This window comes from Rheinheimera sp. B2H12 (assembly GCF_059620065.1).
This window is the reverse complement of sequence record NZ_CM184363.1, coordinates 1,409,526-1,424,186: the sequence shown is the minus strand read 5'-3', so window position 1 is coordinate 1,424,186 and position 14,661 is coordinate 1,409,526. Positions and strand designations below refer to the sequence as shown.

Below are 14,661 nucleotides of genomic sequence, written 5' to 3'. Positions count from 1 at the left end.
CTGTCATCCGACATCCCTGTTTTATAAAATGTATACTTTATTATTTGATATCTTGTTGCGTTAACGAAATCAAGCTAATCACGTCCGGCTCTTTACATATCGGCGCGTCGCGTCAGTTTTGCTTAAATGGGCTGATATCCAATTGCCAGGAGAGTGATATTCAAGTGTTCGAATTAAACTACGGTCGACAAGATACGCGATTGCGGGGTTAAGACGGCGTGCAGCCCATTGATACCGAGCAGCTATTAAGGCTGGATCTGTTGGATAATCTGCGTCATTGATCATATCTGCAGCTATTTTTAACGCGTCATCAGCTGGATTCCACGACATCCAGAATGAATCAAACACGGTAAACAATTTACTCTCTGGATAAATTAGATCTGCATAACGAATCGTTATCATTCCGGATAACTCATGAATTGCATCAACCACATCGTCGCGTGTTAAACCAGTTAGTTCAATTATGTGAGGTAAAGACATTTGTGGATCGAATTTACGTGCATGCTGTGTCTGTTCGACAAATATTTTGGCAATTGTATTGGCCGCAGGAGAGTACCCCGTTTTTAACAGGTAATTACCAGCCACGGCAGGCGGGGAACCTAGCGCAGGTTTTTTATTGACACCATGAATGTCATTAATTAATTGCTTGATATCGACAGCTGGATTCACAATTTCCGGGGAATGCATACCTTGCAACAATGCAGGGAGCTGTGCAGGCTTAACCTGATAACGGACCGGAATAAACTTTGATTTTGTCTGTAATTTGCGCATCAGCCCTGCATCCATTTCTTGATTGACCCAAGGTTTGGACAATGAATTAGGGGTCAGCAAGACTAAAAAATGTGTACAGTCATCCAGTCCTTCATCGATTTTTTGCCGAAAACTGTCACCGGCAGAAATACACCATTTATCCCACCATGTATCGATTCCGTTTGCCATTAAAGATTCAGCGATCTGTTTAGCAATGTCGCCGTCATCCCAGGTGTAGCTGAGAAATACTCTTGGCGTTGAATTTTCTGCTGACAAATCAGATTCCTCCATTTCAGAGTCGGTCCCTAATCTTGTATTAACCAAATCCAATAATTCAGGTGAACCCTCAATGTGTAACTGCATATCTTCCAAGGAAGTTGCTGAGACAACTATTGTTGGGAACTCTCCAGTTTCAGGATGGCGAATAGCACCTATTTCGTCACGCAATTGCTCAGCAGCTGCTTCCATAATTTGTTTCATGATTTGCTCTTGAAACGAACTGGGGTTGAATGGCTTTCCATTTACGAGAAGTTTAATCACGGGGCCTCCTTTTGTTCGGTGGCATGCAGGCGTAGTTGTCCGGATATGAGGCGTGGCAATAATGTGTCTCTCAAAAGCATCAGGGTTCTGATTTTCTCTAGATTGTGTGAAATTCCGAAATCAATTTCGCCGACCAATTTATCAAAAGCAACTAATACATCTGGATTAGGTTGGATGATTGGCACTGCAGCCAGAATACCTGTGTTTAAATTTGGCATCGTAGCGCCAACTGCATGACGGACGAGCCATTGGCGTGTCGTTGGTAAATCTAAAGCTCTTGAGATAAAGGAGGACGATAGACATTTCATGCCAGGACGAACCAGCAAACATCCTGTACCACAGATCCACCCAGACTCAATAGCTCCGATTAATGCATGCTTTTCTACATCGCCCCTGCGACTAAAAACTATATCGCCAGGTTGTAGTTGATGCTTCGCCAATCGAGATACATCTGATTCGCCTACTTTTGCTGCTGATAAAGGCTCAACTCTGCGATTAACAATATCTTTAGGCATTACAACTGGTGTGCCAACAGATACATAGTCTTCAGCATGTAACTGACTACCAAATGGACCTGTTTGAATGAATCCACCATTGTTTTTACAAACATCTCCGAGGACCGTTGCAAACCACCCATCAGGTAGTGGGCCTTGGGGGGAGTCGGTGAAGGTTGCTGGGAATAGGGCCTGTATTTCTGGGGGCAAGCTGGGGGCTTGGGTGCCTGCGTTGGCGTGCACTGGATCAAAATCAACAAACCACGATTTAAACAACGTCTCCGCAATCGTCTCTAAAGTGACGTTGGTTTCGCGAAGCAAGGTAATACGATTATCGAGTAGTGATAGCGTGCGAGCTGCCTGACGCTGAACGTCTACAAGTGGGAAATAAATAGGAACGTCACTCAATAATTTTGTGTTTAGCGAAGGCATAGTGGCGCCAACCGCAATGCCGCGTATATAGTTCTTAAAAGACGGTAAGCCAAAAAAATAAGATAACCACTCACTGTCCAGCACATCTTGTCGCGGACGAACACGTAGACAACGTCCAGAGAATAGCCACCCATCTTCGCTAACCTGCACGAGTGCACGGCGGTCGACTGAGCCAACACGACTGAAAACAATGTCGCCTTGTCGAAGCGTGTACTTGGTAAGTCGCAGACAATCATCACTGGAAACCTTTGGCAAGTTAGAGTGAACAATCCTGTTTTCACCCAAATGTTCTACCGTGATGATAGGCGTTCCAACCTCGACATAATCCTCTTTATGCAACTGACTGCCAAATGGACCAGTTTGAACGCCACCTTCCGTACATAGCTCGCCGAGCTTTGCTCTTTTAAGTTCAGCAGGCATCAAACCATATACAGTTTCATTCAACTCAGAACTCATAACCCAGCCCTCCCAACTTCTGCCGGATTAACTGGTCCAGCTCTGCGCCTTTGGCCATTTGTTCGGCCAGCTTTTCAGTGAGCATGGTCATTTTGTCAGCAAAGGCGTCGTCGCAATCTTCCACTTCTTCTGCGCCAACATAACGGCCAGGCGTCAGCACGTGGCCATGCTCGGCAATTTCACTCAGTGGCACGCTGCGACAGAAACCGGCGATGTCCTGATAACCTTCTTCGAAGCCTTCTACTCCCGACATATACTCACCGCGCCACGCTTTGGCGGTGTTGGCAATGCGGTCAATGGCGGCTTGGTCCAGCTCGCTTTGCACACGGCTAATCATCCTGCCTTGTTTGCGGGCATCTATAAAAAGCACTTCGCCTTTTCGGGTGGTTTTTTGTTTGGTTAAAAACCACAAACAGGCAGGGATTTGGGTGTTAAAAAACAGCTGGCCTGGCAGTGCCACCATCACTTCCACCACGTCGGCGTCGACCATGGCGCGGCGGATATCGCCTTCGCTATTTTGGTTGGATGACATCGAGCCATTGGCCAGCACAATACCGGCGCGGCCAGTGGGTTTTAGGTGATACAGCATATGCTGTAACCAAGCATAGTTGGCGTTGCCTTGTGGCGGGTTGCCATACACCCAGCGTGGGTCGCCTTCTAAACTGCCATGCCACCAGTCGCTGATATTAAATGGCGGGTTGGCGAGGATATAGTCGGCGCGTAAATCACTGTGCTGGTTTTTGGTAAAGGTGTCGCCTGGTTCACGGCCTAAGTTAAAGTCGATACCGCGAATGGCGAGGTTCATTGCTGCCAAGCGCCATGTGGTCGGGTTGGATTCCTGACCATAAATCGACACATCACCCAGTTTGCCGCCGTGTGCTTCGATGAATTTCTCTGATTGCACGAACATACCGCCCGAGCCGCAACATGGGTCATAGACCTTGCCTTGGTGCGGGTCGAGAACGGCAACTAAGGTGTTGACGATAGACTGTGGCGTGTAGAACTGACCGCCTTTTTTGCCTTCGGCGCTGGCGAACTGACCTAAGAAGTATTCGTACACTTGGCCCAAGATATCGCGGGCTTTGGATTGGTCTTCGCCAAAACCGATGGTGGAGATTAAATCCACCAACTCACCGAGCTTGCCATCCGGCAGCGGGGCGCGGGCGTAGCGTTTATCTAAAATGCCTTTGAGGCTTGGGTTTTCCAGCTCAATGGCCGCTAACGCATCATCAATGCGCTTGCCGATATCGGCTTGCTTGGCGCTAGCGCGTAAGGCTTCCCAGCGCGCGGTTTCCGGTACCCAGAACACGTTGGCCGATTTGTAGTAGTCGCGGTCTTCCAGCTCGGCATCGATATCTTCAGCAGTTGCATCGGCAAAGTAGAGTTCATCGTTACTATCTGCCAAACGCTTACGCAGCTCCGCCTGACGGCTTGAGAATGAGTCAGAGATAAACTTTAAGAAAATCAGACCAAGAGCAATGTGTTTGTATTCAGCTGCATCGACGTTGGCGCGTAGTTTGTCAGCAGTCAACCAGAGTGTTTTTTTGATGTCTTGGAGCATGGTGGGGAATTTCCTTATCGCGAGCATCGCGCACGCGTCTGTCTCAGCTGGCAAGGATGCCAGTGGTTTTCAGATAATTTAACGTATTTGGAAACAACAGGCTAGCAACTTAATCCCTGAACGAATTGGGATTTTGTTGAATAGTCGCCCACTATCCGGCCTTGCGCGAGGGCGATAACATTTGAAGTGATGACCGTTTGTGCAAGAACAATATCCGTAGCGATTGATCTTACTTTGGTAAAATATCTTTGTGATCTATGTCGTGCATGTCGTGATGTCTTAAGCATCGTTGACGACTTCAAGACATTCACGACTTGCTTCGCAGTCTTGTTTACTCACCCGCCACAATACATGACTGCCAATTTTCCCCAGTGATTGGCATTGGATACCATATTGACGAAGTGCTGGCGCATGACGTCGCAGTAAATCGCCCAACGCTTTAGGCGAACGGGGCCAATTGTCACTGTGTTCTGGTTTTTGCAGCCGTTGCAGGATAACGAATAACGGTGCTTCAATTAGTTTTTCACTCGATAGCAATTCAATAAGTGCATTGCAGGCAGGGCTGGTGTCGATGGTTCGGCTAACTAATTCCCGGCGTTCACGATTAAATGCATTGAGAAATTTATTGGCATCTTGATATAGATGCTCAGTAATGGCCATACCCAGCAGGCAGTATTCCAATAACCGAGGGCGGTTTTCCCGAGGTAAATCAACAGATGGCAGCAATTTTTCTGCATTGCATGCGATATCTAGCAACGCCCCCATGATTTCCGGCAGTTTTAATGTCATAAGCTGCAGCTGTTCGCGCTCGGCGACGCGTGTCGTAAGCAATGGGCATTCAATACTAATGATACGATCTACCAAATCCTGCTGTGTCGCACACGCAGAAATGGAATTGATTAACCATGGCCGTTTAGCCCTGATGATATGCTCGTCAGCATCGGAATATAGCTTACGTTTTGCTAATCCGCCGCCGGTGGAGATCACACATAAGGTGTCCTGAATAACGGGCGTGAGATGCGACAAATTCTCGTACACGAGCAGGTGATTCGCTCTGGCTGCAACAAAAACATCCTCACTCGTTTTGGGGGCACTGCGTAGGTTGCATGAATTAGGGTCTACAAGCGTACGGATGAAGTCAGAAGTAGCGCTTTTGCCACATCCCTGCTCACCGATAAGCTCCAAGCCAGGATAAACCGTATCTGGGCGCCAGGTATCAATGATCCAAGCAACGACGAAAATACGCATCCGGGTGGGTACGTTGCAAAATTGCCACAATAGTTCAATGTCACCGTATTCAACCGGTACTGGCAGCGGCTGCATAGCATCCGTGCGAACAAATTCAACTGGTGGTCTATGGATGATTTCCCAGCCATGACGATACCAGCAAATTGCACGAGTGCTATTCGACTCACACAGATCCAGATAATAACGACCATCATGTTGTGCGACTCGGCAAAAAACGGTCCGTTTCTCGTTTTTGTAACGGGCAAACGCGCATAACTGAGCAATACATTCAGTCAGGATCGCTGACCTTAGTGCACGTCGATGTGTTTCATAATACGAAACGCAAACGAAATCCCGAAATGCAGTACTATCCAGACGCCAAACCAGGCCTGATTTCAGGTTTTTCGCATAACAATTTTTAATGTCGTCATGAAATAGTTTGAATTCTGCTAACGCGAATTTCAGCACCAAATCCAGTTGAGATTTGTCGTCATCCCCCGAGGCCGATTCCTTTTTTTGCTGATCTGTTACTTGCGTATTGTTACTGACTGGCATGGTGGAACTCCTGCGAAACCACAGACGGTTGCACAATCGGGCATTTCACATGACATGTAAAAATCCATTTTTTACTGTTCAACACAGTCGCCCTCCTCGCCTGCGTTGACTACATTGCAACGCTCGGAGATCCATTGGTCTAACGAGCATTCCAGCCAACCAACACTGTGGCCTCCGAGAGAAATCGGTTTTGGAAATGTGCCGCTTGCAATTCGGTTGTAAATTGAAGCTTTGCACAGGCCAATTTTTTTCTGAACATCCGGCATGCGTAGAATGCGCATAGGTTTAGGGGATTGAATCGACATATCAAAAACCTCTTAATGACATTTTTGGAAAATAAAAATATGTGGCGACCAGATTACATATGGTCTTGATCGCGAACGGTTTTATCTGTTTTCATTTGAGCGAAAACTGAAATTTTGAGCTAATTTTGTTCCGCTAATTGATTCATCCGTCGTGCGAGTTTACGCTGAGCTGAACGGATTTTTACTTCTGCCTCGTGTAGCCCATCGAGCTCGATCCGCAGTAAAGCCAATTTTTTTTCGGTTTCACAAAACATGTGGAAATCCCAACTGCAATATTTCCCGACCACGCTAATGATGTTTTCCGGTTTTGAAACCGGAATATGTCGACTGGCCCGCCGGTTAATGCGACGGTACGAGGAATTGTCAAAAAGTTTCCAAATAACGTAATATTTTGACGAGTAATTTTGCTCTGATGCTGCTCCCGCAGTATTTTTTTTAGCTACCGATTTTTTCAATTCCAGAACCGGAGCAATATGCGCCGGTTGCAAGTTGGACATGCCAATTTTCCGCTGCTGGTTAATAAGCATGTTATTTTCAACAAATTGATCCCAATAATCGCTCAGGACAAAAGCAATTTGTTTTGTCAAATCAGTCCGTTGCTGTAAAATTTCCTGTAACGCACGGTCTAGAGTTTTTAATTGCTGCATTTTTCAACCTCTCATTTTTGAATTCGCCATAAATATAATTCGAATAAACAAGCCGATTCAGATTGGGGAGGTGTGTTTCGCAGGGCCTAATATCCCAATAAAGCTGGAGACAAATGCATTGAAAAATAAGCAATAAAAACAATATCTTAAAATAAACCTTGTTTAACTTAGTATTAATTAAGCGCAGATTTTCTTTAGACAATTAGTTGCAAACACCTCTCTAACTCTGGCTGATCAAACCCTATTGGCCGAGTTCAAAGTCATGCCTTCCTACAGGCATTCAGTTTTATGCAATCAGCTATTACCGCATAAGTAATTGATAGATATATATTTTAAAAAATATGACAGCACTCAGAATTTTCTAACGTCAATAACGTGCTCAGGGCGTTAAAGGTTTCAACATTTGGCTGATTTGTTTAAGGCTTGCCGCTCGAGGATTATGACAGCCGGACCTTGAATATCCGGTAGGCCCAATTTTGTGGTGGTCGAAATATTGTGCTACGGCGTAATTTGGTTACTATGTATGCAACTTATTAATGGATGAAAAATAAATGCAACATTTTGGAACGTTCGGCCTAATTTCAATATTGGCATTATCAATCAGTGGCTGTGCCTCTACTACGCCATCAAAGAAAACACCAGTTTTCCCAGAGTTAAAGGTTTTGTCAGACAAAACCTATGTTTGGGACAACTCAATCTCTGAAGCGCTCAACGTTGCCAGGATGGCGCAGCCAGCTGGCGTTGGTGTTGGCATGGAAGACTTTGCGGTAGGGACTCACGCGAAGACAGGCCGAGTCGGTGCAGGAGAGCAATTGTTCGATTCAGCGTTAGGTTTTGCTAGCATGGGGGCTTTTGGTGTGCTTTCTATGGGCGTGTTGAATAGCGATGTGAATTCGATGCTGGATTGGAATCCAAGCTTTGTTTTTTTTATTCCAGTTGAAGACATAATACTAGCTGGTAAGTATGACCTGAAAAAAGCGCAACTTGCCGTAGGAACCAAAATAGAAAAATCCCTTAGACGTTCGGTAGATGATCTTCAATGGTACGGTTCTTATACACGAATTGGTGATTCTACGAATGTAACGTATGCGTTTAATACCTCTAAATGCCACAACTCGCTAAAAGTTCATTATCGTGATGTAACTAACACACCAAAAGCAATGATGAACAATGGCACAATATTTTATGAAGAAAGTTCGTTTAACGAATACTGTGGCTTTTATATCGAACTTAAGATATCTGGATTTTATGTCAATGACGGAGTGATGAGTGCAATTGTAGTCGGTGAAATATTCACAGGGACTGCTTTCCTTGGCGAGATGAAAGATCTTGATGCTTACATGATATTTCCTGAATCGTTTAAATTAGTAACATTCGATAGCAAAGGCGGAAAGAGAATCAATCTTGGTTATGCATTTGCAACGAAAAATGGGGAAGAGCTTAGGTTTGAAAAATAACAATCTTTCGTGAAAACTAAATCGTTGTTTTGGCGGCCTTCGCCGCCATCTCAAGGCAAATCAGAGATTAGATGTTGGGGCGTCGGCCCAAGCGCGCTGAACGACATCACCCACCTGATGGGCATGCTGGTCGTTTTTTTATTGAACATTCTAGATCCAGCGCTGCGCCAACTATTTAAATTGTTCAGCATGGCACAAAAACACAGCGGTTTAGCAAACCCGTCGACCGTGAGCAGATCGATGTCAGATAACAGTTCCAGCCGCTGTTGTGCAGTTGACACCGAAATGGGTGTCCAGACGATATCGAAACGACTGGCCGAATCATACCGAAATACACACGGTAAATGATGTGCAATTAACCAACATCGTTTTTTTCAAATTCCGTATATATATTATCTGTATTCGGAAATGTTCAGGAGAACACGTATCGCGCTAAAAGTTATACAAAAAAATTAGTAAATTGCGCACTCCCCTTATTTCCATTGGCTTCGGCCCATGGATAGAAAGCATTCCTGCATACATGTAGATGCATTTTATTTTGGGGTCATTTTAAGAATTCCCCGGTAAAATACTCATCCTTGTTGCCGGTTGACGGCTACATCCAGTAATGGCATCACGCTAAGGCCTAAACAGATTAAAAATACAAATGGAAAACCATTAACAACGCTTTAAATTCAGTAACTTAAACTAAGTTTTTATTTCCTACATCATACGTATACACAAATATTCTCAGGACACGTATTCGATTATTTATTGTCTGGTTTTAGAGCGATTCCAGTCAAAGCCAATACTGGCGAGCTTCAGCGCGACGTTTATAAAAATTATCGAATACGCTGTACTCATCGGACATTGTTATCGCCCCTTTTAATGCAACTTGCCTAAATTCAAATGTTCGGGGAGTCAGCAAACATGTTGCCGATTGAAGGACATTCCAAAAGCTCACAGATTGCAACACTAGGCAGCGACATTTGAACAACGTTAGCTAAAAGGTGATATTTGGGGCCATATTGGCCCTATTGGGCCATGACTGATTTATGAAGTGGGTATCAACTTAATGCAAAGGCCTGTTTGGCCTCTTTTAGCCCCAAAGAGGCCAGGTTTTATCCAAACATCCTTGTATGAGTTTTAAGTTCAAAAGCGATTACCGGCAGAATTAGATCGACCATAAAAAATCCGGCGTTTTTTTACTTCAACTTTTCATTTTCAAGATCTTTTTTCTCGGCAACCTTATAAGCCGCAAACAAGACAAGGCCGATTAAGCTAAAACCAACGATCGAAATTAGTACTGAAATTTGCACAATGCTCATGATGGCTACCTCTCTTTCAAAGTCTGTTCGGTTGATATTACTACTGGATTGGGAAAATACAAACGTCGTATTCGGTGCGGTATTAGCTCAGTTTTAAAGCTTTCAACTCATCCAGATAATCAGCCCATCGCTGCATCATTTCAAAACGCTGCGCCAAATGCTTAGTGCGGTTATATGCACGACCATTGGCGTCTTTTACCATATGCGCCAATTGCTGCTCTATCCACTCCACCCTGTAATTAAGCACCTCATCCAATAACGTTCGGGCCATTGCCCGAAAGCCATGAGCCGTCATATCGTCGTTGGTATATCCCATAGTGCGCAAAGCAACTCGGATCGTATTTTCCGACATAGGACGGCTAAAACCACGATTTGACGGAAAAATATAACGCCCCTGCCCTGTAACAGGCAGCAGTGATTTCAACAATTCAATACTCTGGCTGGATAGAGGAATAATATGCTCTTGTTCGGTTTCTCCTACCTTATATTCTATTCGGGCTTCTTCCCAATTTACATTTTCCCAACGCATAGTGCGCAACTCACCAGGGCGACAAAACCAAAGTGCAGAGCATTTAAGCGCAGTTTGAACAATGTATGAGCCGTGATAGCAATCAATCGCCATCATCAATGTTCCAACCTTCTTTGGATTGGTGAGCGCTGCAAAATGTTTTTTCTTAGGGGTTTGCAATGCATCTTTTAAATCTGCAGCCGGATCATGTTGAGCCCTGCACGTGATCACAGCATAACGAAAGACCTGACTGGCAATCTGCTTAGTTCGTCGTGCTGTTTCAACAATTCCTTTGGCTTCCATTTTACGAAGAGTATCCAACAACATGGTAGTAGTGATTGAGCTAACAGGCTTATTCCCAATATATGGAAATAAATAAGTATTTAGGATACTGAGCGTGCGGGCCTTATGACTTTCACTCTTGTCATTCATTCGGGTCGCGAACCACTCTTTGGCAAGAAGCTCAAAGCTATCTGCATGGGATTGCGCGTGGCTGGCTTTTTTAGCTTGTTTCTCTGCTGACGGGTCAATGCCATTGGCCAACTGATTTCTCGCGGTATCACGCATGTCACGTGCATCTTTGAGGCTTAGTTCTGGATAGGCACCAATAGACAGCACTTTTTCTTTGCCATCGATACGATATTTCAGACGCCAAAGTTTGCCGCCTGCTTTTGTGACGAGCAGATACATGCCCCGCTCATCACTGAGCTTGTAGTCTTTCTCTTTGGCTTTCGCTTTTTCAACCTGCAGTACAGTCAGCGTCATTTTTACCCTCCGGATAACCTTGATTCCACAAGGCTACAGTCAATTTGGGGGTATGCAATAAACCATATCCGGTAAATACCCCAAATATACCCCCAGATATTGGTGGTACTTGTTGGTTTAAGATAGACCAGTTTATACAGGAGGGAAATAAAAAACCCCGCAATTACGCGGGGTTCGGGACCATTTTAGACTTGGTTAGTCTGGAATTTGGCGGAGAGAGAGGGATTCGAACCCTCGTTAGGGATTAACCTAAACACACTTTCCAGGCGTGCGCCTTCAGCCACTCAGCCATCTCTCCGGGACTTGCTACAGCAAGCGCGGCTATACTAGGGAAATTCAGCACGTCGCGCAACAACAAATTGCAAAATGCCGGCTTTTCGCTGTAATTTTCAACAAAGCCGGCATAATACCAAGTTAAGCGTTGCCTTTGACCGCAACTCTGTTGGTTTTAGCAAAGCCTAACATCCGATCCAGGGGTAACAAAGCGCGTTCACGCAATGCGGCATCCACGAAGATCTCATGGCCGTCGCCATCCGTTAACGCCTCTTCAATCGCCTTTAAGCCGTTCATCGCCATCCAGGGGCAATGTGCACAACTGCGGCAAGTTGCGCCGTTACCGCCGGTTGGAGCTTCAATAAAGGTCTTGTCCGGCATCGCTTGTTGCATCTTATAGAAAATGCCTTTGTCAGTGGCGACAATAAAAGTGTCATTCGGCATGATCTGACTGGCTTTAATCAACTGGCTGGTTGAACCAACCGCGTCGGCCAGATCAACCACCGCCGCTGGCGATTCCGGATGCACCAGCACAGCGGCTTGTGGATATTGCTTTTTAAGTTCAACCAGCGCATTGGCTTTAAACTCGTCATGCACAATACAGGCGCCCTGCCATAACAGCATATCAGCGCCGGTTTGTTTCTGCACATAAGCGCCTAAATGCCGATCCGGGCCCCACAGAATTTTTTTGCCTTCACTATCCAGATGCTCAATCACATCCAGTGCAATCGATGAGGTCACCACCCAATCAGCTCTGGCTTTCACCGCCGCCGAGGTATTGGCATACACCACCACTACCCGGTCCGGGTGAGCATCACAGAAAGCGGCAAATTCGTCGGCCGGACAGCCAAGGTCAAGCGAACAGGTCGCTTCCAGCGTTGGCATCAATACAGTTTTTTCCGGCGTCAGAATTTTCGCCGTTTCGCCCATAAACTTCACCCCGGCCACTATCAGGGTTTTGGCAGGGTGTTGATTACCAAAGCGAGCCATTTCCAGCGAGTCAGAAACACAACCTCCGGTTTCTTCGGCCAGCGCCTGGATTTCCGGATCAGTGTAATAATGTGCCACCAGCACGGCATCACGCTGTTGTAATAATTGTTTAATCCGATTTTTATAGGCTTGTTTGTCGTCAGCGCTTAAAGGCAACGGTTTTTTTGGGAAGACATACTCAAGTTCATTAAACTGCAGTGCTTGATTCATGCTGACCATCCAAGGATAAAAAGGTGGCGCATTATACACGTCTTTAGGCGGAAGCAAAACTATCAGGAGATTGGTGGGTCATGATGGATTCGAACCATCGACCAACGGATTAAAAGTCCGCTGCTCTACCAGCTGAGCTAATGACCCCCGAAGGGACTAACAAGTAAGTGGTGGGTCATGATGGATTCGAACCATCGACCAACGGATTAAAAGTCCGCTGCTCTACCAGCTGAGCTAATGACCCCCGAAGGGACTAACAAGTAAGTGGTGGGTCATGATGGATTCGAACCATCGACCAACGGATTAAAAGTCCGCTGCTCTACCAGCTGAGCTAATGACCCAAACATGAGTTGACTGGACTGGTGGGTCATGATGGATTCGAACCATCGACCAACGGATTAAAAGTCCGCTGCTCTACCAGCTGAGCTAATGACCCAGTCCAACAAATGTTTGCGCGAAAGTGGTGGGTCATGATGGATTCGAACCATCGACCAACGGATTAAAAGTCCGCTGCTCTACCAGCTGAGCTAATGACCCCTGTCGCGGAGGCATATCTTACTTATTTACGCGGCCAGTGCAACCAAAATCTGCCAAAAAGGTGATATTGACGCACTGACTGCTCAAAATCACAGCACAACCTCATGCGACGCTGCTTTAATCGACAGTCAGTGCTGAAATTACCATCAGCTCTTTATGGTGCTTTTTTGCCATTATCGAACAATGGCGTGGACCGTTAATGGCAATAAAAAAACCCGCTCAAGGCGGGCTTCTTCACTACTGGCTAGCTTAAAACGATTCTAGCTTAATCCGGGCACGGGCAGCCGCTTTGGATTTTGGAAAACTTTTCACCAACTGGTTGTAGTAGCGTTTGGCTGCAGCAGCATCATTTTGTTTTTCAGACACCAGACCGAGCTTTTCCAGCACATCTGGCACCTTAGAATTATTCGGGAATTGCTTCACCACCACTTCAAAATTGCTTTTCGACTTTGCCAGCTCATTTTTCTGATAATAAAGCTGACCTAACCAATAATGTGAATTGGCGCGATAAGTTGATTTCGGGTAACTGGCGATAAAGGCTTCAAATGCCGGAATAGACGCAGCATAATTTTTATCTTTAATCACATAATTCAGTGCCTGCTCGTACACTTGGGCCTCAGACATCCCGGCGGTACTGGCAGAAGCAGCTTGCGCAGCTGCTGCTTCTGTTGCTGCCAGCTGATCAGCGGCAACAACAGCAGCAGGATTGCCCGCAGGAACACTGGCGCTAGCAGCAGGATCTGCATTCACAGCAGGCTGTGATGCAGTTCCGGCAGTCTGGCCACCCATTCTGCGGTCAATTTCCTGATAGATATCACGCTGTTGCTGTAATATCTCTTCTAGTTTGTAAGCATGCATTTCGGTTGCACCACGCAACTCGCTCACTTCATCAAGTAAAGTTGCCAGTTGTTGCTGCAAACTAAGCTGTGCCGAAGCACGTGCTTCTACTACCCTTTCCAGGGCTGATAACCGTTCTTCAACAGAACCAGGTCTGGCGGACTGACCGGCAAACACCTGATTGCTGCTGCGACTTAAATCGGCGACAGGCGCCGGGTCAGCGACAGCAGTAACAGCGACCAAAGATAAGGTAGCAATTAGCAACTTCTTAACGTCCATGCACACTCACAACTCAGAATTAATAAACTAAAACAGCACGACGGTTTTTAGCAAACGCGTCTTCAGTGTTACCAGCGTCAACTGGCTTTTCTTCACCGTAAGAAACTACTGACAGTTGGCCAGCAGCTACACCCAGGTTAGCCAGGTAGCTTTGAACTGACTGAGCACGACGCTCACCCAGTGCAATGTTGTACTCTGGAGTACCGCGAGCGTCAGTATGACCTTCAACAGTGACAGAGATAGTGGTACGAGCACGCAGGAAAGCAGCGTGTGCGTCCAGTACTGAAGCGAATTCAGAACGGATTGTTGACTTGTCGAAGTCGAAGTAAATAGTGTTTTGCTGACGCAGTGCTTCTAATTGCTGACGCAGTTGTTCTGCATCGCTCATGCCTTGGTCAACAGTTTGTACTGGTGTGTTGGTGTTTGCGTTTGCATCGCCAGCATCAGTTTCATTGTTAGAGCTACATGCAGCTAAAGTCAGCACTGGCACTGCTACTAACAAACCTTTTAAAACTTTATTTAAGTTCATGA

Annotated in this window: 12 protein-coding genes and 6 tRNA genes; 1 reads left to right on the top strand and 17 read right to left on the bottom strand. The window is 45.9% G+C overall.

The annotated features are described in order from the left end of the window. Nucleotides 1–78: 78 nt before the first annotated feature. The 6 genes from AC53GJ_RS06390 to AC53GJ_RS06365 form a co-directional block, all read right to left on the bottom strand. The gene (locus AC53GJ_RS06390; protein WP_496731707.1) at nucleotides 79–1,290 is read right to left on the bottom strand and encodes a toll/interleukin-1 receptor domain-containing protein; all 1,212 of its coding nucleotides are present in this window, start codon (nucleotides 1,288–1,290) and stop codon (nucleotides 79–81) included. Continuing rightward, nucleotides 1,287–2,672, bottom strand: a complete 1,386-nt coding sequence (locus AC53GJ_RS06385) for a restriction endonuclease subunit S (RefSeq protein ID WP_496731706.1) — start codon at nucleotides 2,670–2,672, stop codon at nucleotides 1,287–1,289. Before AC53GJ_RS06385 ends, AC53GJ_RS06390 begins: the two co-directional genes overlap by 4 nt. Beyond that, nucleotides 2,662–4,233, bottom strand: coding sequence for a class I SAM-dependent DNA methyltransferase (locus tag AC53GJ_RS06380; RefSeq protein WP_496731705.1), 1,572 nt, complete (start codon nucleotides 4,231–4,233; stop codon nucleotides 2,662–2,664). Before AC53GJ_RS06380 ends, AC53GJ_RS06385 begins: the two co-directional genes overlap by 11 nt. Before the next feature lie 279 nt (nucleotides 4,234–4,512). Continuing rightward, nucleotides 4,513–6,015 carry an AICE element replication initiation protein gene (locus tag AC53GJ_RS06375; protein WP_496731704.1) on the bottom strand — a complete coding sequence of 501 codons (1,503 nt, stop codon included), beginning with the start codon at nucleotides 6,013–6,015 and terminating at the stop codon, nucleotides 4,513–4,515. 71 nt (nucleotides 6,016–6,086) lie between these two features. Beyond that, nucleotides 6,087–6,320: a helix-turn-helix transcriptional regulator gene (locus tag AC53GJ_RS06370; RefSeq protein ID WP_496731703.1), complete on the bottom strand. Its 234-nt coding sequence runs from the start codon at nucleotides 6,318–6,320 to the stop codon at nucleotides 6,087–6,089. Nucleotides 6,321–6,439: 119 nt separating this feature from the next. Beyond that, nucleotides 6,440–6,967: a hypothetical protein gene (locus AC53GJ_RS06365; protein ID WP_496731701.1), complete on the bottom strand. Its 528-nt coding sequence runs from the start codon at nucleotides 6,965–6,967 to the stop codon at nucleotides 6,440–6,442. A gap of 551 nt (nucleotides 6,968–7,518) precedes the next feature. On the opposite strand from AC53GJ_RS06365, the gene AC53GJ_RS06360 reads away from it, so the two are divergent. Next, nucleotides 7,519–8,424, top strand: a complete 906-nt coding sequence (locus AC53GJ_RS06360) for a hypothetical protein (protein WP_496731699.1) — start codon at nucleotides 7,519–7,521, stop codon at nucleotides 8,422–8,424. A gap of 1,184 nt (nucleotides 8,425–9,608) precedes the next feature. Here AC53GJ_RS06360 and AC53GJ_RS06355 read toward each other — a convergent pair. The 11 genes from AC53GJ_RS06355 to pal form a co-directional block, all read right to left on the bottom strand. Beyond that, complete coding sequence (locus AC53GJ_RS06355; RefSeq protein ID WP_496731698.1) at nucleotides 9,609–9,731, bottom strand: hypothetical protein; 123 nt, start codon at nucleotides 9,729–9,731, stop codon at nucleotides 9,609–9,611. 82 nt (nucleotides 9,732–9,813) lie between these two features. Continuing rightward, nucleotides 9,814–11,004 (bottom strand): tyrosine-type recombinase/integrase, encoded by a 1,191-nt coding sequence (locus AC53GJ_RS06350; protein WP_496731696.1) that lies wholly within the window; start codon nucleotides 11,002–11,004, stop codon nucleotides 9,814–9,816. A 208-nt stretch (nucleotides 11,005–11,212) separates the two neighbouring features. Then, nucleotides 11,213–11,302: transfer RNA gene (locus tag AC53GJ_RS06345), tRNA-Ser, on the bottom strand. A gap of 116 nt (nucleotides 11,303–11,418) precedes the next feature. After that, nucleotides 11,419–12,477 carry a quinolinate synthase NadA gene (gene nadA, locus AC53GJ_RS06340; protein ID WP_496731695.1) on the bottom strand — a complete coding sequence of 353 codons (1,059 nt, stop codon included), beginning with the start codon at nucleotides 12,475–12,477 and terminating at the stop codon, nucleotides 11,419–11,421. A gap of 71 nt (nucleotides 12,478–12,548) precedes the next feature. Continuing rightward, nucleotides 12,549–12,624 (bottom strand) — tRNA-Lys (locus tag AC53GJ_RS06335). A 21-nt stretch (nucleotides 12,625–12,645) separates the two neighbouring features. After that, nucleotides 12,646–12,721 (bottom strand) — tRNA-Lys (locus tag AC53GJ_RS06330). A 21-nt stretch (nucleotides 12,722–12,742) separates the two neighbouring features. Then, nucleotides 12,743–12,818 (bottom strand) — tRNA-Lys (locus AC53GJ_RS06325). 19 nt (nucleotides 12,819–12,837) lie between these two features. After that, a tRNA-Lys gene (locus tag AC53GJ_RS06320) sits at nucleotides 12,838–12,913 on the bottom strand. A gap of 25 nt (nucleotides 12,914–12,938) precedes the next feature. Further along, nucleotides 12,939–13,014 (bottom strand) — tRNA-Lys (locus AC53GJ_RS06315). 249 nt (nucleotides 13,015–13,263) lie between these two features. Then, nucleotides 13,264–14,115, bottom strand: a complete 852-nt coding sequence (gene ybgF / locus AC53GJ_RS06310) for a tol-pal system protein YbgF (RefSeq protein ID WP_496731693.1) — start codon at nucleotides 14,113–14,115, stop codon at nucleotides 13,264–13,266. 34 nt (nucleotides 14,116–14,149) lie between these two features. Then, a complete protein-coding gene (gene pal / locus AC53GJ_RS06305) occupies nucleotides 14,150–14,659 on the bottom strand; it encodes a peptidoglycan-associated lipoprotein Pal (protein ID WP_496731691.1) in 510 nt (169 codons plus the stop codon). Between the last annotated feature and the right edge of the window lie 2 nt (nucleotides 14,660–14,661).

Excerpts from the sequence above, each read along its gene's own strand:
- nadA (WP_496731695.1), bottom strand. The coding sequence starts at position 12,477 with ATGAATCAAGCACTGCAGTTTAATGAACTTGAGTATGTCTTCCCAAAA.
- AC53GJ_RS06380 (WP_496731705.1), bottom strand. The coding sequence starts at position 4,233 with ATGCTCCAAGACATCAAAAAAACACTCTGGTTGACTGCTGACAAACTA.
- AC53GJ_RS06370 (WP_496731703.1), bottom strand. The coding sequence starts at position 6,320 with ATGTCGATTCAATCCCCTAAACCTATGCGCATTCTACGCATGCCGGAT.
- AC53GJ_RS06365 (WP_496731701.1), bottom strand. The coding sequence starts at position 6,967 with ATGCAGCAATTAAAAACTCTAGACCGTGCGTTACAGGAAATTTTACAG.
- AC53GJ_RS06350 (WP_496731696.1), bottom strand. The coding sequence starts at position 11,004 with ATGACGCTGACTGTACTGCAGGTTGAAAAAGCGAAAGCCAAAGAGAAA.
- AC53GJ_RS06385 (WP_496731706.1), bottom strand. The coding sequence starts at position 2,672 with ATGAGTTCTGAGTTGAATGAAACTGTATATGGTTTGATGCCTGCTGAA.
- AC53GJ_RS06355 (WP_496731698.1), bottom strand. The coding sequence starts at position 9,731 with ATGAGCATTGTGCAAATTTCAGTACTAATTTCGATCGTTGGTTTTAGC.
- AC53GJ_RS06360 (WP_496731699.1), top strand. The coding sequence starts at position 7,519 with ATGCAACATTTTGGAACGTTCGGCCTAATTTCAATATTGGCATTATCA.
- AC53GJ_RS06375 (WP_496731704.1), bottom strand. The coding sequence starts at position 6,015 with ATGCCAGTCAGTAACAATACGCAAGTAACAGATCAGCAAAAAAAGGAA.
- pal (WP_496731691.1), bottom strand. The coding sequence starts at position 14,659 with ATGAACTTAAATAAAGTTTTAAAAGGTTTGTTAGTAGCAGTGCCAGTG.